The organism is Pseudooceanicola sediminis, from assembly GCF_003575965.1.
GTDB classification, from domain to species: domain Bacteria; phylum Pseudomonadota; class Alphaproteobacteria; order Rhodobacterales; family Rhodobacteraceae; genus Pseudooceanicola; species Pseudooceanicola sediminis.
In genome coordinates this window covers 87,077-110,991 of the sequence record NZ_QWJJ01000008.1, presented here as the reverse complement: position 1 = coordinate 110,991, position 23,915 = coordinate 87,077, and the positions used below count along the sequence as shown (strand labels likewise).

Genomic DNA, 23,915 nt, shown 5'->3' with positions numbered 1-23,915 from the left:
CGCGCCGCCCGGCCCCTCTCCGTCGGAGTGTTCCATGTCGCAACTTGCGCCCCAAACCGCACCCGTTCCAGACCTCGAACTGGTTCAGGTCTCAAAGATGTTCGGTGATTTTCTGGCGGTCGATACCGTCGACCTTTCGGTCGCTCCGGGTGAATTCGTCGCCATCATGGGGCCGTCGGGCTGCGGCAAGACGACCCTGCTGCGCATTCTGGCGGGGCTGGAAAGCGTCACCTACGGACAGGTGAAAATTCGCGGCCGCGACGTGTCGGCGGTGCCGGTCAACCGGCGCACCACCCGGCTTGTCTGGCAGAACTATGCCCTGTTTCCGCACCTCGACGTGGCGGGCAACATCGCCTTCGGCCTGACGCTGGGACGGCACGACAAGGCCGCGGTGGCCGGCAAGGTGGCCCAGATGGGCGCGCTTGTCGGGCTGGACGATTTCATGACCCGCCCCATCGGCCAGCTTTCGGGCGGCCAGAAACAGCGCGTCGCGCTGGCCCGTGCGCTGGTCACCGAACCCGACATCCTGCTGCTGGATGAACCGCTCTCGGCGCTGGACGCCCATCTGCGCATCCGGATGCAGGCCGAATTGCGCCGTATCCAGCAACAGCTCGGCATGGCCTTCATCTATGTCACCCACAACCAGCACGAGGCGTTTTCCATGGCCGACCGTGTTGCCGTGATGAACCGGGGCCGCATCGAACAGCTCGATACGCCCGAGGTGCTCTATGCCACCCCGAAAACCGAATTCGTCGCCCGCTTCGTCGGCTCCAACAACATCCTGCCCGGAACGCTGGCGGGCTACGACGGCGACGTCGCCGTCGTCACCTGCGCCCATGGGCCGGTGCGGGTGGCCGATGCGCAGGGGCTGGCGGCGGGCACCCGCGTCGTCGTCGCCATCGCCGCCGAAAAGCTGCGCCGTGGCCTGCGCGCCGGTGACAACACGGTGCCCGCGGTGATGCGGGGGCGTGAATTCGCCGGGTCGCACAACGTCTTCCTGATGGACCTGGCCGACGGAACCGAGATCAAGGTCGTCTCTCACGACGGGGCCATCCCCGACTACGGGGCCGAGGAACGGCTGTGTTTCGCGCCCGAAGACGCCAGCCTGATCCGGGGCGCCAAATGAAGACCCCGAACGACAGCCCGATCAAGCTCCTCTTCCTCGCGCCGCTGGTCATCTGGATCGGCGTGATGTTCCTTGCGCCGCTGCTGTTCCTGCTCTGGGTCGGCTTCTGGCATATCGAGGCGTACCGCGCCGTCCCCGGTTTCTCGCTCACCAACTACGCCGAGATCTTTTCCAGCTTTTTCACCGGGTCGCGCTATGGCTGGGCGCTGCTGCAATCGCTCTGGGTGGCGGGCACCACGGCGATCCTTGCGACGGCCTTTGCCTATGCGACGGCGCTGGCGCTTGCCTTTGCCGTGCCGCCCCGCCTGCAACGCGCCGCCCTGCTGTTCGCCATCGTGCCGTTCTGGTCGTCCTACGTGCTGCGGCTCTATGCGTGGCAGACCATCCTGTCGGGCAACGGCGTCATCAACTCGTTGCTGAAACAGGCCGGCCTGTCCTGGAAGTTCGAGGTGATCTATACCCAGATCGCCACCCGCATCGGGCTGGTGCACTACCTCGCGCCGATCCTGATCGTCATCCTCTACGTCTCGGTCCTGTCCATCGACCGCGTGCTGATCGAGGCGGCGCGCGAACTCGGCTGTACCCGCTGGCAGGTGTTCACCCGGCTTATCTTTCCGCTGTCGCGCTTCGGCCTGCTGACGGCGGGCAGCTTCGCGGTGATCGTGTCGCTGGGCGATGCGCTGTCGGGCAACCTGCTGGGCGGCGGGGCAGGGCAGTCGATCCTGGGCAAGCTGCCGACCTATGCCAGCATGATCATGTCCGACTATTCCAGCGCCACCAACCTGCCGCGCACCTCGGCGCTGGCGACGATCCTGATCGTCGTGATGGTGGCCGCGCTGGTCGCCGGGGTGGCGCTTGCCACCGCCGCCCGCAGAAAGGTCTCGCAATGAAACGCAACGCCTGGATCGGCCTCGGGCGCCTCTGGCTCGGCCTCGCCTATGCCTTCATGTTCCTGCCGCTGGTGGTTCTGATCCTGTTCTCGCTTCAGGCGAACCGGTTTCCCGGCTTCCCGCTGCAAGGCTGGACACTGCAATGGTACGCCCGGTTGTTCGACGACGGCACGCTGATCGCCGCCCTCGGGCACACGATGATCGTCTCGCCCGCCGCCGCCAGCGTGGCCACCATCATCGCCTTCCTTGCCGGCTACGCCCTGAACCGGTTCACCTTTCCCGGCAAGACGGCGCTGCTGGGGTTGGTGACGCTGCCCATCATCATCCCGCCGCTGATCCTCGGCGTCGGTTTCCTGGGGCTGCTGGCGCGCATCCACCTGTCTGGCACGCTGCTGGCGGTCTTTCTGACCCATGTCGTGCTGATCACCGCCCCGGCGCTGGCCATCATCCAGCTGCGCCTCAGCCAGATGCCAAAGGCGCTGGAGGAAGCCGCCTGGGACCTCGGGGCAAGCGAATGGCAGGCGGTGCGCCGTGTCGTGCTGCCCTTCGCGCTGCCCGGTATCCTCGGGGCCTGGCTGCTGGCCTTCACCTTTTCCTTCGACGAATTCATCATCGCCTGGTTCGTCTCGGGCTTCGACCAGACGCTGCCCGTGGCGATCTACTCGGTGCTGGTCGCGGCCATCGACCCCTCTCTCAACGCCATCGGCACCATCGTCTTTGCCATGTCCTGCGCGGTGCTGATCGCGCTCGAGGTGCTGCTGATCCCCTACCTGATCCGGAAACCCGACGCATGAGCTTTGCCCAATCCAACCCGATCACCGATATCTGCATCCTCTGCGCCGATGCCGAGGCCTCGGTCGCCTTCTATACCGGCAAGCTCGGCTTTCGCCTCGCCCGCCGCGCCGAAGGCTTTGCCGAATTCCAGGGCGCGGGCCTGACGCTGGCCGCCTGGGAAATCGACCACCTCGCGGCGCGCACCGGCATTTCCGCCGCGCGCCCCGCCGCCCACAAGGCGATGATCGCCGTCCGCCTGCCCGACGCCGCGGCGGTGCAGGCCGCCTACGACGACCTCTGCGCGAAAGGCGTGGTCTTTACCGGCCCGCCGCGCGACTATGAATGGAACGCCCGTGGCTGCTATTTCGCCGGTCCCGACGACGAGCTGTGGGAGATTTACGCCTGGGGCCCCGAGGGCATCAAGGGCGATTACGCAGGAGACCACGCATGAGCTTCGATCTGATCATCAGGGGCGGCACGCTGCCCGACGGCACCGTCACCGACATCGCCATCACCGGCCAGACCATCGCTGACATCGCCCCGAACATCACCGCCGAGGCAGGCGAGGTGATCGAGGCGTCGGGCAAGCTCGTCTCCACCCCCTTTGTCGATCCGCATTTCCACATGGACGCGACGCTCAGCTACGGCATTCCGCGCATCAACGCCTCCGGTACGCTGCTTGAGGGGATCGCCCTCTGGGGCGAACTGCGCGAAATGCTGACGGTCGACGCGGTGGTTGATCGCGCGTTGCAATACTGCTCGCTCGCGGTGTCAAAGGGGCTGCTGGCGATCCGGTCGCATGTCGATGTGACCCACGCGGGCCTTGTCGGCGTCCAGGGCCTGCTCGAAGTGCGCGAACGGGTCAAACATGTCATCGACCTGCAACTGGTCGCCTTTCCGCAGGACGGCTGGTTTCGCAGCGCGGGGGCCGAGGCGAACCTGATCCGCGCGCTCGACATGGGCGTCGACGTGATCGGCGGCATCCCGCATTTTGAACGCACGATGCAGGCCGGGGCCGACTCGGTGCGCGCCGCCTGCGAACTGGCGGCGGATCGGGGGCTGATGGTCGATCTGCATTGCGATGAAACCGATGACCCGATGTCGCGCCATATCGAAACGCTGGCGGCCGAAACCCTGCGCTGCGGGCTTCAGGGCCGGGTGGCGGGGTCGCACCTGACCTCGATGCACTCGATGGACAATTACTATGTCTCGAAACTGCTGCCCCTGATTGCCGAGGCCGGGGTCGCCGCCATCCCCAATCCGCTGGCCAACATCATCCTTCAGGGCCGGATGGAGACATATCCGAAACGGCGCGGCATGACCCGTGTGCCCGAAATGCTGGCCCACGGCATTCCCGTCGGCTTCGGTCAGGATTCGATGCGCGATCCGTGGTATCCGCTGGGCACCGGCGACATGCTCGACGTGGCCTTCATGGGGCTTCATGTCGCCCAGCTCTCCAGCCCCGACCAGATGCGCAGCTGTTACCACATGGTCACCGCCAGCAGTGCCGCGATCATGGGGTTGGACTATGGGCTGGAAAAGGGGCGGGTTGCCAGCCTTGTCGTCGTCGATGCCGCCGACCCGATCGAGGCGATCCGCACGCGGGCCCCGCGCCTTGCCGTGGTGTCGAAAGGCCGTGTCGTGGCGCGCAACACGCCGGTTCAGGGCACACTGACGACCGGCTGGTAACCGGCGCGGCGTCGCATTTGCAAACACAGGCAGCGCACTTTGCAAAGGGGCGCGGGGCGCACCGCCGATGGCGGGCAAGAAAACCGTTCCGTTACCGACAGGATACCGACGTTCCCACCGCCCGGTTCCAAGGCCCCGACAAGGCGGCGACAGGCCCGGCTGCGTGGCGCAGCACCGTTCGGATACCGCTCAGATACCGTTCAGATACCGACGTGCGAATTTAGCAATATCAATGGCTTGGCCCGCCCCTGGCCGCCCCGCACCTACCGACGTCGCCTGTCGCCAGGTGGCGGCCATGTCACAATACCTTCACGCCTCCGTCATGAAGGCGTTTTTTGCCCGCGCTATGCGCTGCGTGAAAATACCAAACGGGGGACTCCCATGAAACTGCTCACCGCATCCGTTCTGGCGCTCGCCAGTGCTTCCGCCGCCTTCGCGCAGGACCTGCCGCAGGCCTCCAGCCAGTGGTTCACCGATGGCCAGGCCACGCTTCAGGCCCAGCTCGACCGCCAGCCGATCACCGGCCGTGCCAAGAATGTCATCCTCTTCATCGCGGACGGCAACGGCGTCGCGTCCAACTACATGAACCGCCTCTGGGCTGGTCAGCAAGAGGGCGGCATGGGCGACGATTACGTTCAGCCGCAAGAGGCATTTCCGAACCTCGCGCTGGTAAAAACCTATAATATCAACGCACAAACGCCCGACTCTGCCCCGACTGCCGGCGCGATGAACACTGGCGTCAAGCAACGCTTCAACCTGATCAACCTCGGCGAAGAGGCGATCCATGACGATTGCTCGACCGTCGCGGGCAACGAATTGACGCTGTTTTCCGAGATGATGACCGACGCCGGCAAATCGGTTGGCGCGATCACCACCGCCCGCCTGACCCATGCGACGCCCGCCGCCGTCTATGCCAAGACCGCCAACCGCAACTGGGAAGACGAAGTGCCCGCCGATTGCTCGGCCCAGACCGACATCGCCAGCCAGCTGATCAACGCGCTTGAAAGCGGCGTCGTCGACATCGCCCTCGGTGGCGGCGCGCGTTACTTCGTGCCCAAGGGCACCGCAACCCCGAATGGCGGCGAAGGCCATCGCCCCGACGGTGTGAACCTGGTCGAAACGGCGCAGTCGAACGGCATCCAGTACGTCTCCGACAAGGCGGGCCTCGACGCCACCACCAACGACAAGCCGATCCTTGGCATGTGGACCGACAGCCATGCCTCGTATGAGGCTGATCGCCCCGAGACCGAGCCGTCACTGGCCGACATGACCCGCAAAGCCATTGAATACCTTGGCGAAAATGAAAACGGTTTCTACCTGGAAATCGAAGCGGGCCGCGTCGATCACGCCAACCACGACACCAACGCCAAGCGCGCCATGATCGACGGCAAGGCCTTTGCCGACGCCGTCGCCCTGGCCGACGAGCTGACCGAGGACGCCGATACGCTGATCATCGTCACCGCGGACCACGAACATGCGATTGCCATGAACGGCTACTGCGGCCGCGGCACGCCGATCGACGGTCTGTGCTATGACGTCGCGCAAACCGGCATCATGCACTCTGACGATCTGGTGTTTGGCTCGGATGACAAGCCCTACACCGTGGTGGGCTACCTGAACGGCGTCGGCTCTGTCATGGTCGAACAGCCCGACGGCACCTTTGCCGCCCCCGAAGGCCGCCCGGAAATCACCCAGGAAGAAGCGCAGGATATTGATTACGTTCAGCAATCCCTGATCCCCAAATCGTCCGAGAGCCATTCTGGCGTGGACGTCGCGCTCTATGCGAAGGGTCCCTGGGCGCATCTCTTCGACGGTACCATCGAACAGAACGTCATCTTCCACGTGATGGATTACGCCGTCACCGCCGAGTAAGGCGCGGAGAAAACCGATAGGCAGGGGCCCCGAACACCGGGGCCCTTCGCCCGTTTTGCAAGGCAGGAGGTCAGTCATGTTGACACGTCGAAATCTGGTTCTGGCGGCGCTGGCCGTTCCAGTGGCAAGCCGGGTCTGGGCCGAACGCGCCGCACCGATGAAGCCCCGCGACCTCTACGCGCGAGGCGGTGCCTTTACCGACAAGGCGCGCGCACTGGACGGTCAGAAGGTGCGGTTCGAAGGGTTCATGGCCCCGCCTTTGAAAGCCGACGCGGCTTTTTTCGTTTTGACCCAACGGCCTATGGCTGTCTGTCCGTTCTGCGAGAGCGAGGCGGAATGGCCTGACGACATTCTGGCGGTCTATATCCGCCGCCGTCTCGACGTGTCCCCCTTCAACGTGCGGATCGAGGCCAGCGGTCGGCTTGAGCTGGGCCGATACACCGACCCCGAAACCGGCTTTCTCAGCATGGTGCGGCTGGTTGATGCGACGTATGGATAAGCGCGCACTCAAACTGCGCGACCTTGTCGTACTGACCGAGGAGTGCGCGCCACTGGCCGAGGTGCCGGCGCTGGACGTGGCCGCGGGCGAGGCTTTGGGGATCAGCGGTCCGAGCGGCGCGGGAAAGTCCTCGCTGCTGTTCGCCCTGGCGGGCCTGGCGCCCCGGATGCGCGGCTCGGTGCTGTGGGGCGACACTGATCTGTCGGCCCTTGGGACCCCGGCGCGTGCTGCCTTTCGTGCGCGCCATATCGGATTGATTTTTCAGGACCATCTGTTGTTCGAGGAGCTCGGTGCGTTGGCCAATGCCACCGTTGTCGCGGGCTTTCGCTCGCGCTCGGAACGGCGCGCGTTGCAGGACGAGGCTGCGCGTCGCCTCTCCTCCCTCTCGCTTCCTGACGATGCGCGCGATGTGTCGCGTTTTTCTGGCGGAGAGCGCCAGCGGGTCGCCGTTGCCCGCGCCTTGGCGCACCGCCCCTCGATCCTGCTGGCGGACGAACCGACCGCAAGCCTTGACAGCGCCAACGCCGAGCACCTGACGCAGCTGCTGCTGGCCGAGGCGCACCAGGCCGGGCGCACCCTGATCGTGGTAAGTCATGATCCCCAGCTCCTGGCGCGAATGGACCGAGTGATCACCATGTCCCACGGGGTATTGGTCAACGATTTCAAAGGGGGCAGCCAGTGATCTGGGCTGATCTGACGCCGGGTGTGCAGGACGCGCTGACGCTGGCCGCGCTGTTGTGTCCGATCGCGGTCCTGGGCGCGGTGCTGTTGCAGGGCTATGCGCCCTGGCCGTTGGTTGCAGCCATGTTGCGGCGTTTCCGCTGGACCGCGTTGATCTTTGTTGCCGTGGTTGCCGGATCGGTTGCCATCGGGGTTGGGCTGATCGCGCAGGAACGCGGGTTGCGTATCGGTACCGCGCGGGCTGCGGACGGGTTCGACATCGTCGTGACGGCGCCGGGCAGCGAGGTGACGATGATGCTCGCCTCGGTCTATCTTCAGGCGACAGATGCCCCGCTACTGGATGGCGAAACCTATGCCGAGATTGCCGGTGCCGAGCATGTGGCACTGGCGGCTCCGCTGGCCTTTGGCGATTCCGTCGGACGTGCGCCCGTGGTCGGAACCACGGCTGACCTGGTGACGCATCTGGCCAAGGGGCCGCTGGAGGGTCGCATGTTCACCGCACGACACGAGGCCGTCGTCGGTGCGATGGTCCCCCTGCGCCTTGGCGAAAGTTTCGAGCCCGCACATGGGGTTGGGGATGGTGCGGACGATCACGCGCATGACGTCGATTTCGTCGTTGTGGGGCGCATGCCGGTCACGGGTACGCCCTGGGACCATGCGGTCGTGATCCCGATCGAGGCTGTCTGGGGTGTGCACGGATTGGCCGATGGCCACGATGCCGGTCATGACCATGAAGACCACGAAGCCGGTGACCATGACCATGGCGATGACCACGCGGCAGCTGAGCATCTTGGCCCGCCTTTCGACCCGGCGTATTTTCCGGGCACGCCGGCGATTGTCGTCAAGGCAGACAGCCTGGCGGCCAGTTATGCGCTGCGCTCGCGCTTTACCCGGGACCGCGAAACGATGGCGTTCTTTCCCGGCACGGTATTGTCGCAGCTTTATGCGATCATGGGCGATCTGCGGGCCGCGATGTCGGTAATGGCGCTTGTGTCGCAGGCGCTGGTGGCGGCCAGTGTTCTGGTGGGACTGTTCATCCTGACCCGGCTGTTCGCGCGGCACCTTGCGGTTTTGCGCGCGCTTGGTGCCCCGGGGCGCTACCTGATGGCGGTGGTCTGGCTGTTTTCCAGCGTATTGCTCGGGGCAGGGGCCCTGGTCGGGCTGGGCGGCGGGATTTTGGCGACCTGGGGCCTGAGCCGGATCCTGTCAGCGCGCACCGGGATCGCCGTTCCCGCGACTTTCGGTTGGGCCGAGCTGCATCTCGTGGCGGGGTTTGTTCTGGTCGCGATGGTGCTTGCCCTGCTGCCCGCGATTGCCGCGCTGCGACTGCCCGTGCTGGCGCGCCTGCGTGCTTGATGGGCGCCTGTCGGCCAACCGGTCTTTCGCCTGTGTCTGCGACATAGGGTCATGCCGCTTGAATCCGGTCGAGGGTTAGGCCAAACAGGCGCTCAAAATGCCCATATGCCACCGGCCCCCCTTGGCCGAAGCGAGAGTGCCCGCCAAGCTGGCGTAGTCAGCAAAGCGAGGCCGGTCGGCTGTCAAGATTGTTTGACATGTCAATGACTTCGCCATAGCCTTGGGCAGTTCCGTTCAAAGGAAAAGACCCAGATGCCGCCCAAGAGCCAACCTTATTGGCAAATGCCCGCCTTCCTCGACGATACGACGGCGGAGGCCAGTTATGACGAGATGCCGCACGAGGACTACCTGACCTACAGGATCGGGATGTTGTCGGGTGAATTCAATCGCAATATTTCCAAATACTTCTCGCGCCATTTCGGGCTGACCCTGGCCGAGGGGCGGGTGCTGGCGCGTCTGGTCAACAGCGGCCCGCAATCCTATGGCGAAATCTGCGAAACCCTGTTGCTGGATGGCGCGCAGATCAGCCGCGCCGCGGCCGCACTGGCGGATCGCGGGTATATCTGCAAGGGCGACGATCCCAAGGATGCCCGGCGCGCCATTTTCGAGCTGACGGAAGAAGGCCAGGAGGTCGGCCGCGAAGTGATCCGCGTGGGACGTGCCCGCCAGAAATTCCTGCTTCAGAAACTGTCCGCGACCGAGCGGCGCACGTTGTATCGTACGCTGTCAAAACTGATGGGCGTGATGGCGGATCTGAACGCCGAGGGTATCCTGCTGGGCGAGGCGGCAACGCAGGAGTCCGTCTAGGTACGGGGCCAGCGACGGACCGGCGACGGACCGGCAAAGGGGCGGTGTCTTGTCGCAAAAGGGTGTCTTTAACGTCATGATGACGTTACATCTTTTCGGCACCTGTCCTCCATCGATCCACATGGGGGACATCATGATCATTCGCGCCACTGCGCTGACATCGCTTCTGGCTCTGCACGCCGGAATGGCGAGCGCCGAGATGAATTTCAACCGCATTGCCAACTTTGCCACGCCCTTGAACATGGCCGAGGGCGAAGATACGAGCCGTGAAACCTCGGCTGAAATCATCTATGCCACCGAAGACGGGATGACGCTGGTTTATACCGACAGCCCGCTGGGTGTCGTCGGGTTGATCGACATCACCGATCCGCGCGCACCCAAGCCGCTGGGCAATATCGACATGGGTGGCGAGCCCACCAGCGTCGGCATCATCGGTCAAACGGCCTATGTCGGGGTAAACACCTCGGAGAGCTATACGAAACCGTCGGGCAAACTGGTCACGGTCGATATCGCCAGCAAGGAAATCACCGCAACCTGCGATCTGGGCGGTCAGCCCGACAGCGTGGCCGTATCCGCGGATGGCAGCTTTATTTCCGTCGCGATCGAAAACGAGCGGGACGAGGAGCTGGGGGATGGTCGTGTGGGCCAGATGCCTGCGGGTGACCTGGTGATCCTGGGTGTGGCGGACGCCACGGCAGATTGCGCCAGCATCAAGCACGTTGCGATGACCGGCCTGGCCGAGATCGCGCCCGAAGATCCCGAACCGGAGTTCGTGGACATCAACTCGCTTGGCGAAACCGTTGTCACGCTTCAGGAAAACAATCATATCGTCGTGGTTTCCAAGGACGGTGAGATCCTGTCGAACTTTTCGGCGGGGCGGGTTTCGCTGGATGGGGTGGACACCGAAAAGGATGGCGCGATCACCTTTAACGGCAGCATCAAGGACGTACCACGCGAACCGGATGCGATCGGTTGGATCGACGACGACCATTTCGCGATGGCCAATGAAGGCGACATGGACGGCGGCACGCGCGGCTGGTCGATCTTTTCCAAGACCGGCGATCTGGTCTATGACAGCGGCACATCCTTCGAATATGCGATCGCGGAAATCGGGCATTACCCGGACAAGCGTTCGGGCAAGAAGGGCGTGGAGCCGGAGTCCATCGAGGTCGGTACCTTCGAGGGGACTCGAATGGTCTTTGTCGGTGCCGAGCGGGCCTCGGTCGTCGGTGTCTACGACGTCAGCGACATCGCCAATCCCGTGCTGAAACAGCTGCTGCCGTCGGGTATCGCCCCCGAGGGGTATATCGCGATCCCGTCGCGTAACCTTCTGATCTCGGCCAATGAATCAGACCTGACCGAGGATGGTGGCGTGCGTGCGCATGTCATGATCTATGAATATGCCGAAGGACCGGCAAGCTATCCGATGCTGACGTCTGCCGGGCTGCTGGAAGACGGCAAGCCGGTGGGCTGGGGCGCGAATTCGGGCATGGTGGCCGATGGCGATCATATCTGGGCGGTCAGCGACAGTTTCTACAGCGCGCAACCGACCATCGTGCGCATCGATCCCACTGAAAAGCCTGCGAAAATCGACCAGGTGATCCGCGTGACCCGCGATGGCGCGGCGGCCGAAGGTCTGGACCTGGAAGGCATCACGCTGGATGGTCAGGGCGGCTTCTGGCTGGCGTCCGAGGGCAATGCGGACAAGGGTGTGGCCCATGCGCTGTACCATGCCGATGCAACCGGCGCGATCATCGAGGACGTCATGCTGCCCGAGACGCTGTTGGCCGGTCAGACCCGGTTTGGCTTTGAAGGGGTGACCCGGATTGGCGATACGCTGTGGATGGTGGTGCAGCGCGAATGGGCTGACGACGCGAAAAACCACGTGAAACTGGTGGCTTACAACCCCGAGAAAAAGATCTGGGGCGCTGTGGCCTATGAGAAGGCCGCGCCTGACACCGGCTGGGTGGGCATGTCCGAAATCGTCGCGCATGGTGACTTTGTCTATGTCATCGAGCGTGACAACCAGATCGGTGAAGCGGCGAAGATCAAGAAGATCTACCGCATCCCGGCCTCTGAAATGGTTCCGGCGCCGCTGGGGGAAGAGTTGCCTGTCGTGTCCAAGCAGGAGGTGCGCGACCTGATCCCCGACCTGACCGCGACCGGGGGCTTTGTCCTCGACAAGGTCGAGGGGCTGGCGATCATGGAGGACGGGACCGCCTATGTCTCGACCGACAATGACGGGGTCGATGACCACTCGGGCGAGACGATGTTCTTCTCGATCGGCAAGATCTGACGACCGCCCTTTTGAGGGGTTTGGGGGCGCGTTCGGCATTGCCGGGCGCGTCTTTGCGTTAAGTGATTGAAATAGCGAAATTTCGACGTCGGTATTTGAACGGTGTCTGTGCGGTATCCGGGCGGTGTTTTTTCCGGGCCTGGTGGGCGACGAGCGAGGCAGACGGGCGAGGCAGACGGGCGGGGCAGACGGGCGAGGCAGACGGGCGCGGCGGTCAGCATGCGGTGGCGTGGTGGCGGACGGGCTGCGCCAGGGAGGCGGAAGAGTGTGCGGGATGAGAGCGAGAGGAGGATGAGCGGGCGGGAGCGATAGGCCGACAGGGCCGGTTTGCGGGCGGGGCCGATGACGGGGGGGCCTTTGACGGGGCGGGGCCTTTGACGGGGGCCGATGACCGGGCGGGGGCGATGACCGGGCAGGGTCGATATGCGGGGGGGATATGCGGACAGCGTTGGGGGGCGGATGGGGTGGGACGGCTTCGGGCTCACCAAAGCAAATGCTTGTCCGCCGCCTTCGCCGGATCCTTGCGTGTCGGAACCCGCACCGCCCTGCAAGTAAAATGGCGGTTTCCACGTGCCGTGGACCCTCCGCAATTTTGCTTGCAGGGCGGCGCGCGCCCCGACTCTTCGGGATCAGGCGAAGGCGGCTCCGAAGCAAATGCCCGGCGGGGGTCGTGCCGGGCGCGAGACGGGCGGGTGGCGCGCCAGGAGGCGTCAGGAGGCGTGAGAGGGGGCGCGTTTCAGGGGGCGATGCGGGCGAGCAGGGCGGTGACGTCGCCATCCGGTATCGCGCCGGTGATGCGGCCGGCCTCGCCCGCGAGGCGGGTGGCGGTGAAGGCGTCGGAAACCGCGGCGGGCGCGTGGCGGATCAGCAGCGAGGCTTGCAGCAGCAGCGCGGTGCGTTCGGCGAACCAGCGGGCCTCGGCCTCGGGGGGGAGGGCGGGCCAGCGGGCAGCGTGCGCCGCGAGGGCGGCGTCGAAGTGGCGGTTGGCGCCTGTTGCGGCGGTGAGTTCGGCGCGCAGCGTTTCGGCCGCCAGCGGGTCGCGCGCCAGCGTGCGCAGGATGTCGAGGCAGATCACGTTGCCGGAGCCTTCCCAGATGCCGTTCAGCGGCGCTTCGCGGTAGAGCAGCGGCATCGGCGTGTCTTCGACATAGCCCATGCCGCCGAGCGCCTCCATCGCCTCGTACGTCACGAGGGGCGCGCGTTTGTTGTTGTGGAACTTGGCCAGCGCCACGCCGAGGCGGGCAAAGGCGCGGTCCTGTTCGGTCGTGCCGTCGAAGGCGCGGGCGGTGCGCAGGCCGAGGGCAAGGGCGGCTTCGACCTCAAGCGCGAGGTCGGCGAGGACGGCGCGCATCAGGGGCTGGTCGATCAGGCGTTTCTGGAAGGCAGTGCGGTGGCGGGCCCAGTGGTGCGCCTCGGCCAGGGCAGCGCGCATCAGGCCGGCGGGGGCCATCGCGGTATCGAGGCGGGTGTGGTGCACCATCTGGATGATGGTCTGCACGCCGCGCCCTTCGTCCCCCAGCCGCTGGGCGAAGGTGTTGTCGAATTCGATTTCCGAGGAGGCGTTGGAGCGGTTGCCGAGCTTGTCCTTGAGGCGCTGGAGGCGGATCGTGTTGCGCGCCCCGTCGAGCCAGCGGGGCACGAGGAAGCAGGTGAGGCCGTCGGGGGCCTGTGCGAGGGTCAGGAAGCCGTCGGACATCGGGGCGGAGCAGAACCATTTGTGCCCGGTCAGGCGGTAGTGATTGCCATCACGGGTGGCGGTCGTCGTGTTGGTGCGCACGTCCGAGCCGCCCTGCTTTTCCGTCATTGCCATGCCGAGGGTCGCGCCGTCCTTTTGCGCCACGGGCCGGATCGAGGGATCGTAGCGGCGGGCGTGCAGTCTGGGGAGCCAGAGCGCGGCGAGATCGGGGCTGGCGGCGAGCGCGGGGGTGGCGGCATAGCTCATCGTCAGGGGGCAGCAGTGGCCGGGTTCGGCCTGCGAGGCGAGGTAGACCATCGCGGCGTGGGTGACATGGCCGCCTGTCGCGCCCGTGTCCCAGGCGATGGCGCTGTAGCCGGCGGCGGTGCTTTTGCGCATCAGGGCGTGGTAGCTGGGGTGGAAGCGGACCTCGTCCAGGCGCCGCCCGGCCCGATCGAACAGGTGCATCTCCGGCGTGTGCCGGTTGGCGAGGGCACCGTCTTCGCGCGTGTCCGCCGCGCCCATCTGCGCGCCGTAGGGCGCGAGGGCGGTCGGGTCGCCGCCTTCGCGCGAGATCGCTTCGCGCAGCGGCAGGTCGGTCTGCCAGAGGTCGACATCGCCGCGCGGGCCGGGCTGGTTGGTGACGTCGTGGGTGGCGAGGTGGCTTTGCGCTTGGATCATGGCGGGGTCCTCCTGCCGCAGAAGGGTAGGCCGCGCGGGGGCGGTTGGGAAGGGGCGCGATATGGGGCGGCGTCGGGGGCGGTGTCGGGGGCGGGGGCGGCGGGGTGAACCCCGCCCTACGGCCGCTTGACGGGGTTGGACCAGGCTTTCTTGCCGGCGCGGTCCATGACCGTCACGCGGATCCACGGCGAGGTGGCAAAGCGGGTGAGGGGCACGCTGGCGCGGGTCATCGAGTGGCCGTGGACGGCGACCGACGCCGAGCCTTTTCCCTGAACGATGACAGCGGAGACGGCAGAACTTTCGACCGTGACCTCGGTTTCGGAGATCGTGACATCGCGCAGTTCGGGGCCTTGGGAGGCGTAGAAATCGCCCGCCTTGAGGGCGGAGAGCAGCGCGTCGGGGTCGTTGGCTTCGGCCTTGACCATGACCCAGCCGCCGAAATGGTCGGGTTCGTAGAAATGCGCGTCATCGGTGGCGATCAGGGACAGGTCGCGCCCCTCGGACAGCAGCAGGTCGGCGATGGAGAAGCCGTCACCGCGGTCGCAGCCCATGGCGCAGCCGTGGTTGTAGATCTCGACCGCATGGGCGGCGGTGATGCTGCGGGCGTCAGAGAGGGTCAGGCCGGACCATTGCGGATGGGCGATCGCGACGAAAGCCCCGGCGGCGCGGGCGCGTTCGGCGATCTGCGCGCCGGTTTCCTGATCCGCGACGGGCGTGAAGTCCGGGGTGTTGGAGGGGGCGAAATCCGCAGGCAGGCCGACCGCGAGGATATGCCAGAGTTCGCCGTTTTGCATGGCACCGGAATGCAGTTCGGCGCCGAGGATCGTGGTGAAGCCTTCGGAGCGAAACGGCAGCGTGTCGGCGATGGGATAGCCGAAGCGGCCGACGAAGTGATCGGTGAGGGCGATGAAATCGTAGCCTTCGGCGCGGTAGCGGCGGCAGACCTCTTCGGGGGGCAGGACGCCGTCGGAGAGGGTGGAGTGGGTGTGCAGGTTGCCACGGTAGAACTGGCCGGGGCGGGCGAAGGCGGACAGGCGCATGGGAAATCTCCGGAGGGCGGCGGCGGTTGAAGTGCTGCCTAGGGTACCTGGGCAATGGTTTCATGACAGGCTTGAATTCCGCAAGGGGGCGACGCAAGAGTTTGCCATGGCAGAGAGGGATCCCCTGACCGGCGCGCTGGCGCATGGTGACTGGCCGCTGGCCGAGCGGTTGCTGATGCGCGCGGCGCACAAGGGCAAGCCGCCGGCCGCAGTGCTGTACAACCTGGGCCGGGTGATGATGGAGCAGGGCAAGTGGGGACCGGCGCGCACCTGGCTGCGGCGGGCATTGGCGCGTGACAAGGGCCATGCGAAGGCCTGGTTCGAGCTGGGGCGGGTCGAGCTGGAACTGGGCGACCTGGACGCGGCGGGCGCGGCCTTTGGCAGGGTGCTGGGACTGACGCCGGGGGATTCGGATGCGCGGATCAACCTTGGGCGGATCGTGCTGAGGCTGGGGCGCTACGAAGAGCTGCGCGCGGTCCTGCAGCCCCTGGCGGGGCGGGACGTCGAGGTCGACGGGATGCTGTATCGCGCGGCGGCGGAGCTGCGCCTGCCGGAGGCCGAAGCCCTGCGGAGGGATTTGTGGCGCAGGGATGGGCGGGGCGAGCGGGCGGCGGCGCTGCGCGCGCTGACGCGGGCGTCGAAGGGGTGTCTGCCGCTGGATTTGTGAGCGCGGGAGGGGCGCTGCCCGGTTCGCGAGGGGGCAGGACGGCTTGCCCCCGGCGTCCCTTGCCAAGTGCCGAGATAATCAAACAATGACCGCATGTCCGGGGGGGGGGCGCTGATCGGGGCCGTCACCATGTTCTGATCAGGATGTGGAGAGTGCCGGCCCTGTCGCGCGTGCCGGGAGGCGGGCGGGAGGCGGGTGAGGGGGGGAGGGGGCGCTGCCCCCGCCTGCGGCCCCCCGGGGTATTTCGGGCCAGATGAAAGAGCCGGGGTCGCTCAGTGGCGGAACCGTTTGCGGTAGGTTCCCGGCGTGGTGGCGAGGTCGTCTTGCAGGCGGCGGTTGGCGGCGATCTGGGTGTCGGTCATCACGGTGACCTCCAGATCGGGCGAGGTGCCGCGCGGCAGGGCGATGACCTGGGCGATCGGGGTTCCGGCGGGCAGGGTGCCGGTGAAGTCGCGATCCAGCCAGAGGGCGGGGAAATGCACGTAGCCATCGCGGAAGAGGTCGCAGTCGACGACGCCCGAGAGGGTTCGGAAGGGCAGGTCTTCGCGGTTGAGGGGGTGGGTGAAGAGCAGGGATGTGCCCGGCGGGGTTTCCAGCGTCCAGAAGTTGATGAACTTGAGGATGGAGTTGACGGCGAGCGGGTAGGGGGCGCCCTTTGCCTGTTCGGGCAGGTGCAGCGCGATGGGCGCGCGTGAGAGGGCCGTGTCGGGCAGGACGGGCGGATCCCAGTCCCAGCTGACGGCGCCCCTGTCGAAGTGCAGGTCGGTGGCCAGGGGCATCATCAGGCCGAGCGAGAGGGCGTCGAGGAAGGGGGGGCAGTGTTTCAGCGTGCGCACCGGGTCGCCGTTCAGCGTATCTGCCGGGGTTTGCGCGGGCATGGTGCGCAGCCAGTCGGGCAGGGCGGCGCGGGCGGTCTGCGGTTCGGGCAGCAGCGCCGCCAGCGCGGGGTGGCAGCGGGCGATGATCCGGGGCGCGGGGGGGATGTCTGGCGTGCTCATGCCCTCTTTATGCCGCTTTCTTTTCGCGCGACAACAGGAAGGTATGGGCCAGGGCGGCCAGGACCGTGATGGCGATGATCACCGTGCCGATGGCGTTGATCACTGGCGGGTGTCCGTTGGGGTTGCGTCCCATGGCGCCGATTTCCGTGGCCAGGGTGCAGGCGCCGCCCTTGGCGAACATGGTGGTGTTGTAATTTTCGACGCTGGCCATGAAGGCGATGACACCGGCAGAGATCAGGGCCGGGGCGAGGTAGGGCAGCGTCAGGCGGCGAAAGACGCGCAAGGGAGAGGCGCCGAGATCGAGGGCCGCTTCCTCGAGTTCGACCGGCTGGCGTTGCAGGCGCGCCATCAGGATCAGCATCGGATAGCCCGCGATGAAGGTGGTCTGTGCCATGACGACGGTGAACAGGCCCGCGCTGACGCCGATCCGCCCCCAGAAGACCAGCGCGGAGAGGCCGAGCACGATGCCGGGCGCCAGCATCGGCGACAGTAGCACCCACCACAGCAGGCCCTGCGCGCGGGTGCGCCAGCGGGTCAGCAGGACCGCGCCGGCCAGGCCGAGCAGGAGCGACAGCGGCACCACGATGCCAGCCACGCGCAGCGAATTGCCCATGCAGCCGACAAGGCGGTCGCGATCGAGGGCGCGCAGCACCGGATCGGCGCGCAGGGCGTCGTCGGGCCACCAGAAGAAGGCGTACCATTTTCCGGTCAGCCCGTGCCATTCGGTGACGGTGGGGGGCGAGGCGTCGTTGAAGGACGAGATCACCATCAGCACCAGCGGCGCGAACATGAAGATCAGGAAGGCCCAGGTATAGGTGGTGAGCAAGCGGGTGGAGGTCATTGTGCGGGTCCGCCTTTGGGGCCGGGGCGGGCTGGGGAAGTGGGTACGGGCATGAGTGCGGGCGTCGTCGGCGGTGTTGCTGCGGGCGTGGGGGCGCGCGCCGCTGGCTGCGGAAGGCCAGTGGAGGCGGATCGGGGGGGCGGTGGGGCGAGGACTGCGACCGGTGGCGGTGCGGGTGACGGGGTTGGGGAAAGTGAAAGTGTCATTGCGCCCTCGCAAAGTCTTTCAGGCGGGTGCGCATCAGCCACATGAAGAGGGCCACGAGCAGCACGCAGATCAGGGTATAGCCAAAGGAATAGGCGGCGCCGACGTTGGCATTCGCGCTTTCGAAGAACTTGTTGTAGATCGTCTGGCTGAACCATTCGGCCTGCAATCCGCGTGAAATGATACGCGGTACCGAGAAGGCCCCGGCGCTGAGCATGAAGGTGGCGATGCAGCCGACGGCGATGCCCGGTTTCGCATGCGGAGCGATGACCCGCCAATGCAGCCGAAGCGGCGAGGCGCCGAGGTCACGGGCGGCGTCGATCTGGTTGCGGTCCAGCGTTGTCATGACGTTGTAGATCGGGAAGACCATGAACAGCACGTAGGTATAGACGATGACCACGAAGACGGTGCCGGGAAAGCGGTTGAACTGGATCGGTTCCGACACGAGGTGCGCGGCCCGGAGCAGGCCATTGATCAGGCCCTGGTTGTCGATGATGGTGGTCCAGGCGTAGATCCGCATCAGCTCGACGATGGCATAGGGGATGACCAGGCCGAGGAACAGCCACACTGCCTTGTCCGGTGGCGTGGCGAGGGCGACCTTGTAGGCGATGGGATAGCACAGCAGCAGCGCCAGCGCGGTTGCCAGCATGGCGAACCACAGCGTGCGCGTCAGCGTCACCAGGGCGAGGCGTTCGTAGGTTTGCCCGTCGCGTTCGAAGCGCAGGCCGATCAGGGTCATCAGGCGGTTGGACAGGCGCGCATCCTCGGCCTGCTGCCGATCCGGGGGGATCGGGATCAGGCGCGGCGCGGCGAGGGCCTGGAAATTGTCCATGGTGTAGGGGAAGGCCCTTGCCTCTTGCGCTTGCAGGCGGGTGGCCAGGGCCTGGGTCAGGGCGCTGATCTGGCGGGCCATGTCGATTTGTGCCGGGAGCGGGGCCGTCGCGTCGACCCGGAGGGTTTCGATGCCGTATTCGGTGTCGAGGTAGACCGGCGGCGCCTCGTCGTCTCGGCGCAGGCGCCAGTGGGTGTCGGCGCGATCACATTGCAGGATGTAGGGGCGGACCGGCGGTGTCGATGCCGTCGGGGCCGTGGTGCCGATCGCGGGGACGCTGAGCATTCCACCGATGGCGGGCACCGCGAGGTCACTGGATGTTGCACCTGATATTGCACCGGGTCCAGCAGTGGGGGCTGCATCGGGTTTTGTCCCCTGCATCGCCAGAAGCGCGGCGCAACTGCGTGCGTCGCGCGACATCTGCATCGCGATGGAGGAATCGAGCGCGCGTTTCGGTTGGGTCACGGCGCGTTCCAGCATCGTCAGCTGGGGCAGGATGATCAGCACCAGCGCCCAGGCCAGCGCGGCGACAAGGAACAGCGCGGTCAGGCCGACACCGTATCCGCGCAACATGCCCGTCATTGCGAGGCCAGCTCCTGGCCGGTGCGGGCCATCGGGCCTTCGGGCAGGATCAGGGCCGCATCGGGGGCAAAACCGATGCGGGCGGTTTGCCCGGCGTCATCGGCCTGGCCGAGATTGGACTGGTGCAACGCGATGGGCCGCCCATCGGCAGTGCGAAAGGTGAAATTGACGAACGCGCCTTCGAGGTCGCGACGCAGCAGGGTGACGTCGAAGGCATTGGGCAAATCCCCGAAGGCCATGCGTTCGGGCCGCACGAACAGGATCGCCGGCGTGCCGACCGGCAGGCCCGCCGGGTTCCGCCCCAGCAGCGCCCCCGCGGGCGTATCGATGCGCGCCATCCCGTCTCCGGTCCGGGTGATGCGCCCGTGAAAGGTGTTTCCTTCGCCCACGAAGGAGGCCACGAAAGCCGAGACCGGGCGCGAATAGATCTCGTCCCCGGTGCCGGTCTGTTCGATCACACCGGCATTCATCACCGCGATGCGGTCGGACATGGTCAGCGCCTCGCCCTGGTCATGGGTGATGTAGATGAAGGTCACGCCGGTCTTTTTCTGGATGTCGCGCAATTCGGTGCGCATGTGCTGGCGCAGCTTGAGGTCGAGCGCCGAGAGCGGTTCATCCAGCAGCAGAACCGCCGGTTCGACCGCCAGGGCACGGGCGATGGCGACACGCTGGCGCTGGCCGCCCGACAGGTCCGACGGCAGCTTGTCGCCCTGATCGCCCAGGGCGACCAGATCCAGCAGGCTCTGGGCCTGGTCACGGCGCTTGCGCCGGGGCATTCCACGCGCCTCGAGACCGAAGGCGACGTTTTCCCAGACCGGCATCAGGGGGAACAGCGCGAGGTTCTGAAAGATCAGGGCCGTCGGGCGGGCGTTCGGGCCGATCCCCCGCTGGTCCGCGCCGCCGATCAGGATGCGCCCGGCGCTGGGGGCGACAAACCCGGACACCGCGCGCAGGATCGTCGTCTTGCCACAGCCCGAGGGGCCGAGAATGGAGAAGAATTCGCCGGCGCGCACGTGCAGATCGGTCGGGTGCACGGCGGTATAGCCGTTGGGGTAGGTGATCGATACCCCTTCGAGCTGCACGTCACGACCGCGCATTTCCAGATCACGTGCCACTGGCGTTCCTTTTTTGAGGATCGTCCTGCGGGCAAAGCATCTGCGGGTCTTTTCCGATGCGGTGCCTGGCAGGGTCGAAATTGCAGGGTACAAAATTACGGGGTGGCACTTTGGTTTTGTGGTGGCCGTGCCGGGGGCTAACGGTGGGGAGCCGAGTGGCGGCAGGACGGTTTCGCCGCTGGGCAACCGGGGCGGCTGCGTGACCGCCCCGGTGATGTCGAATTGGCTGCCTGCCCGCGCGCCGTGCCGCGCCGTCGTCGGTGTCGGTGTCCCGTGCGTGAGGCCGGTTCTGTCAGACCGACGGACGTTCCAACGCACCGCGCGCAGTCATGGGCCGCCGTGTCGCGTCAGGCGTTGGTGACGATCTCGACCATCTCGTTGACGACGGGGCCGTAGAAGGGCGTATCGGACTGCCACCACCACATGTTGCTGAGAACCTCGGCGGTGTAGACGGCGTTGAACTGTGCCTTGAATTCATCCGTCGCGAAATCCGCGGCGCCCTGCACGGCCGAATTGTAGCCGGTGTTGTTGGCGAACATGCCGCCGACCTCGGGGGTGAGCATGAAGTTCATGAAGGCGACGGCCTGTTCGGTGTTCTCTGCCCCGCGCAGGATGCCGAAACTGTCGAGCCAGGTGATGATGCCCTCTTTCGGGGCGCGGTAGACATAGCTGGGGTTTTCGCGGTTCAGCAGCAGCCCCGTCGTGTCCCAGGTCTGGCCGATGATGCAGCCCGCGTCCTTGAAGGCGGCGGTCGCCTCGGTCGCGTTGTTCCAGAAGGCGCCGAAATGGTCCTTGCGGGCGACCATCCATTTGACGACTTCGCCGAACACGCGGCGCGCGTCCTCTTCTGACTTGTAGACATCGAGCATCCGGTTCGAGGCAACCTCGCCCGTCGCGTCGAGATAGAGGCCGACGCCGATAAGGGCCGATTTCTGCCGAAAGGCGGCCTTGCCCACGGTGGTGGGGCCGAACATGTCGCCATAGGACAGGTCGGCATCCGAAATGTCGAGCTGGTCCCGGTTCAGGGTGATCCCCTCGGTGCCCCAGTCGAAGGGCAGCACGACCTGTTCGCCGTTCTGCACACCACCGAGCGCGGCGCTATCGCGCACGAAGGCGGGGATCACCGCGTCGACGTTCACCGCGTCCGGAAGGGGGGCGAAATAGCATTCGCCGGAGTCATCGTAGTAGCTGGCGACATTGGTGATCGAGGGGAAGACGACATCGAAGCCCTTGCCACCATTGGCGCGCACGGTCGATTCCGCCTCGTCGTTGGACCCGAAGGTGGTCAGGTCGAGGGTGATGCCGGTATCGGCCTCGAACTTCTCGACGATATTGGGCTGGATATAATCCTGCCAGGCAAGCACCTTGACGCTGCCCGAGGAGGCGAGCGCATCATGGGCGCGCAGGATGACAGGTGCGGCGACGGCCCCTGCGGTCATTTTCAGTGCGGTTCTGCGATTGAATGTCATGATGGTCCCCCTGATTGTGAATGCCTTGAGCTTATCTGGCCGTGTTATGCGTTTTGCTTTTTGCGGTCCGCAGCAGACCGTGATCCGCGTATCGAGTTTGTGCATCCATTTGATGACGTTTTGTTGTCAGCTCGGCAAAGGCGTCGACGCGGGATGAATGCCGGGCGCTGGTGGCGCCCATGCCGATACATTTGCGCCAATCCCGCTGAGCGCCAAGCATTTTCTTGCACGCTTTGGTTGAATGGTCCGGGTCTGTGTTTGATGCGCGCGGGTGAGGCGCGGGTACGCGCACGCGCGGGGCGCCGCCGGGCTCGGGCCGCGCTGGCGTGTCAGAGCCCGAAGCTGTGCCCCGCATGAGCAATCCTGCCGCCGGACAATGTCAGCAGCGGCGCGGGGGCGCCACCTTCGGGCCAGTCGAGCAACACCAGGTCGGCGCGCGCGCCGGGTGCGATCCGGCCACGGTCGTGCAGCCCCAGGGCGACAGCGGGATTATGCGAGACCAGCTTCCACAGCTCCGACAGGACGGCGATGCCGTCGGCGCGCATCCTGGCCACGGCTGCCAGCATCGCGGGATAGAAGTAATCCGAGGCGAGGATATCGCACAGGCCCTGCTGTACCATGTCGCGGGCCGAGGGCGACCCGATGTGACTGGTGCCGCGCACCACGTTCGGCGCGCCGAAGACGATGAAATCACCCGCCTCGCGTGCTGCGCGGGCCACGGCGCGGCGCATGGGGAATTCGCTGATGGCCGCGCCGCGGTCGCGATAGAACCGGCGGGTTTCCAGCTGGGTGTCGTCATGCGACAGCATCGGCACCCCGGCGGCGCGCCCCGCCCGTGCCATGGCGTCGATCGCGGCGGGCACGTCGGGCCGCCGTTCCCAGATCCGCGTGATCAGCTGGACGTAATCATCGCGCGATACCCCCGAGCGTTGCGCGCGCGCCGTGATCTTTTGGGCAAAGGCGGCGCTGGTCGTGTCGGTCACCGGAAAGGCCGGATCGTGATCGAAGGGGCGGTCCTGCAAGGGCGTGTCGGGGTGCAGCAGGGCCATCGAGGTGTGGTCGTTGAAGGCCAGCGCGGGGCGGGGCGTCGTCGAAAGAGCCTGTTCGATCAGCGGGCGGGCCTCGAAACAGAACGTCTCCCACCTCAGTTGCAGGCGGTTGTCGACGCGCAGGCGCGGCGCGAGAGCGGCCATTTGATCGACGACCTGCCGGGCACGGGCGACCGAGCGCAGGCCCGGTTCCCACGACAGGGTCAAGGCGTGATAGGCGGTGGCGATGCCATTTCCCGCCAGCTGACGGTCGGTTTCCAGCAGCGCCAGGTCGAGGGGAAAGAACACCTCCGGGCGGGGCATGAGTTGTCGTTCGAAGGCATCGCCGTGGATATCGACCATGGCAGGTGCAAGGATCAGGCCGCTGGCGTCGATCACGCGCGCGCCGTCGCGGGGCCGGTCGAGACCGGTGATCAGGTCGCCTTCGGTCCGTACGGAACAGCGCACCATCCGGTCGGGCAGGATGACCTGCGCCCCCTGAAAGAGAAGGGCGGGCGTTTCGCCGGCGGTCTGGGTGTGCATCGGGGCCTCGTCCGGTCAGGTCCGGCATACGATAGGCGGCGGCTGCGGTCGGTGCAATGGCGAGCCGGGGGGTCTGAGAGGGCGGTTGCAGGGGCCGGTCCCGCCCGGGCTGTCGGTGCCGTAAGGGGGCGCATCGGTTCACGGGGCCTGCCGCCTGCGCTGCGGCACCTTTCGCGCGGCGGCTGTGCCTTTGGATGAGCAGGATGAAAAACCGCTGGATCAGTGGGGCGAAAAAAGTCACGCATCCGAG

20 protein-coding genes are annotated in these 23,915 nt (G+C 66.2%); 12 read left to right on the top strand and 8 right to left on the bottom strand.

Annotated elements, in window-relative coordinates; genetic code table 11:
* Positions 1–34: 34 nt before the first annotated feature.
* The 11 genes from DL237_RS10660 to DL237_RS10610 all read left to right on the top strand — a co-directional run bounded on the left by DL237_RS10660 (position 35) and on the right by DL237_RS10610 (position 11,990).
* The gene (locus DL237_RS10660) at positions 35–1,126 is read left to right on the top strand and encodes an ABC transporter ATP-binding protein (RefSeq protein ID WP_119399055.1); all 1,092 of its coding nucleotides are present in this window, start codon (positions 35–37) and stop codon (positions 1,124–1,126) included.
* On the top strand, positions 1,123–2,016 hold the full coding sequence (locus DL237_RS10655; RefSeq protein WP_119399054.1) for an ABC transporter permease: 894 nt from the start codon (positions 1,123–1,125) through the stop codon (positions 2,014–2,016). The genes DL237_RS10660 and DL237_RS10655 overlap by 4 nt, the downstream gene beginning before the upstream one ends.
* Complete coding sequence (locus DL237_RS10650) at positions 2,013–2,810, top strand: ABC transporter permease (protein ID WP_119399053.1); 798 nt, start codon at positions 2,013–2,015, stop codon at positions 2,808–2,810. The genes DL237_RS10655 and DL237_RS10650 overlap by 4 nt, the downstream gene beginning before the upstream one ends.
* On the top strand, positions 2,807–3,241 hold the full coding sequence (locus tag DL237_RS10645; RefSeq protein WP_119399052.1) for a VOC family protein: 435 nt from the start codon (positions 2,807–2,809) through the stop codon (positions 3,239–3,241). The genes DL237_RS10650 and DL237_RS10645 overlap by 4 nt, the downstream gene beginning before the upstream one ends.
* On the top strand, positions 3,238–4,479 hold the full coding sequence (locus DL237_RS10640; RefSeq protein WP_119399051.1) for a cytosine deaminase: 1,242 nt from the start codon (positions 3,238–3,240) through the stop codon (positions 4,477–4,479). Before DL237_RS10645 ends, DL237_RS10640 begins: the two co-directional genes overlap by 4 nt.
* Before the next feature lie 381 nt (positions 4,480–4,860).
* A complete protein-coding gene (locus DL237_RS10635) occupies positions 4,861–6,351 on the top strand; it encodes an alkaline phosphatase (protein WP_119399050.1) in 1,491 nt (496 codons plus the stop codon).
* A 76-nt stretch (positions 6,352–6,427) separates the two neighbouring features.
* Positions 6,428–6,850 (top strand): hypothetical protein, encoded by a 423-nt coding sequence (locus DL237_RS10630; RefSeq protein ID WP_119399049.1) that lies wholly within the window; start codon positions 6,428–6,430, stop codon positions 6,848–6,850.
* On the top strand, positions 6,843–7,532 hold the full coding sequence (locus DL237_RS10625; protein ID WP_119399048.1) for an ABC transporter ATP-binding protein: 690 nt from the start codon (positions 6,843–6,845) through the stop codon (positions 7,530–7,532). The genes DL237_RS10630 and DL237_RS10625 overlap by 8 nt, the downstream gene beginning before the upstream one ends.
* Positions 7,529–8,887 (top strand): ABC transporter permease family protein, encoded by a 1,359-nt coding sequence (locus DL237_RS10620; RefSeq protein WP_233544948.1) that lies wholly within the window; start codon positions 7,529–7,531, stop codon positions 8,885–8,887. The genes DL237_RS10625 and DL237_RS10620 overlap by 4 nt, the downstream gene beginning before the upstream one ends.
* A gap of 252 nt (positions 8,888–9,139) precedes the next feature.
* Positions 9,140–9,694 (top strand): MarR family winged helix-turn-helix transcriptional regulator, encoded by a 555-nt coding sequence (locus tag DL237_RS10615; protein ID WP_119399047.1) that lies wholly within the window; start codon positions 9,140–9,142, stop codon positions 9,692–9,694.
* 133 nt (positions 9,695–9,827) lie between these two features.
* Positions 9,828–11,990 (top strand): esterase-like activity of phytase family protein, encoded by a 2,163-nt coding sequence (locus DL237_RS10610; protein WP_119399046.1) that lies wholly within the window; start codon positions 9,828–9,830, stop codon positions 11,988–11,990.
* 736 nt (positions 11,991–12,726) lie between these two features.
* Here DL237_RS10610 and DL237_RS10605 read toward each other — a convergent pair.
* Positions 12,727–14,346, bottom strand: a complete 1,620-nt coding sequence (locus tag DL237_RS10605; RefSeq protein ID WP_119399045.1) for an acyl-CoA dehydrogenase family protein — start codon at positions 14,344–14,346, stop codon at positions 12,727–12,729.
* Positions 14,347–14,462: 116 nt separating this feature from the next.
* On the bottom strand, positions 14,463–15,386 hold the full coding sequence (locus DL237_RS10600) for a PHP domain-containing protein (protein ID WP_119399044.1): 924 nt from the start codon (positions 15,384–15,386) through the stop codon (positions 14,463–14,465).
* A gap of 106 nt (positions 15,387–15,492) precedes the next feature.
* On the opposite strand from DL237_RS10600, the gene DL237_RS10595 reads away from it, so the two are divergent.
* A complete protein-coding gene (locus tag DL237_RS10595) occupies positions 15,493–16,053 on the top strand; it encodes a tetratricopeptide repeat protein (protein WP_158585618.1) in 561 nt (186 codons plus the stop codon).
* A 272-nt stretch (positions 16,054–16,325) separates the two neighbouring features.
* On the opposite strand, the gene DL237_RS10590 is transcribed toward DL237_RS10595, so the two are convergent.
* From DL237_RS10590 to DL237_RS10565, 6 genes are all read right to left on the bottom strand, one after another.
* On the bottom strand, positions 16,326–17,051 hold the full coding sequence (locus tag DL237_RS10590; RefSeq protein WP_119399042.1) for a hypothetical protein: 726 nt from the start codon (positions 17,049–17,051) through the stop codon (positions 16,326–16,328).
* A gap of 7 nt (positions 17,052–17,058) precedes the next feature.
* A complete protein-coding gene (locus tag DL237_RS10585) occupies positions 17,059–17,892 on the bottom strand; it encodes an ABC transporter permease (protein WP_119399041.1) in 834 nt (277 codons plus the stop codon).
* Between the two features lie 202 nt (positions 17,893–18,094).
* Positions 18,095–19,510 carry an ABC transporter permease gene (locus tag DL237_RS10580; RefSeq protein ID WP_119399040.1) on the bottom strand — a complete coding sequence of 472 codons (1,416 nt, stop codon included), beginning with the start codon at positions 19,508–19,510 and terminating at the stop codon, positions 18,095–18,097.
* Positions 19,507–20,607 (bottom strand): ABC transporter ATP-binding protein, encoded by a 1,101-nt coding sequence (locus tag DL237_RS10575; RefSeq protein ID WP_119399154.1) that lies wholly within the window; start codon positions 20,605–20,607, stop codon positions 19,507–19,509. Before DL237_RS10575 ends, DL237_RS10580 begins: the two co-directional genes overlap by 4 nt.
* 365 nt (positions 20,608–20,972) lie before the next feature.
* Complete coding sequence (locus tag DL237_RS10570) at positions 20,973–22,094, bottom strand: extracellular solute-binding protein (RefSeq protein ID WP_119399039.1); 1,122 nt, start codon at positions 22,092–22,094, stop codon at positions 20,973–20,975.
* Positions 22,095–22,423: 329 nt separating this feature from the next.
* The gene (locus DL237_RS10565; RefSeq protein WP_119399038.1) at positions 22,424–23,665 is read right to left on the bottom strand and encodes an alpha-D-ribose 1-methylphosphonate 5-triphosphate diphosphatase; all 1,242 of its coding nucleotides are present in this window, start codon (positions 23,663–23,665) and stop codon (positions 22,424–22,426) included.
* Positions 23,666–23,915 lie beyond the last annotated feature (250 nt).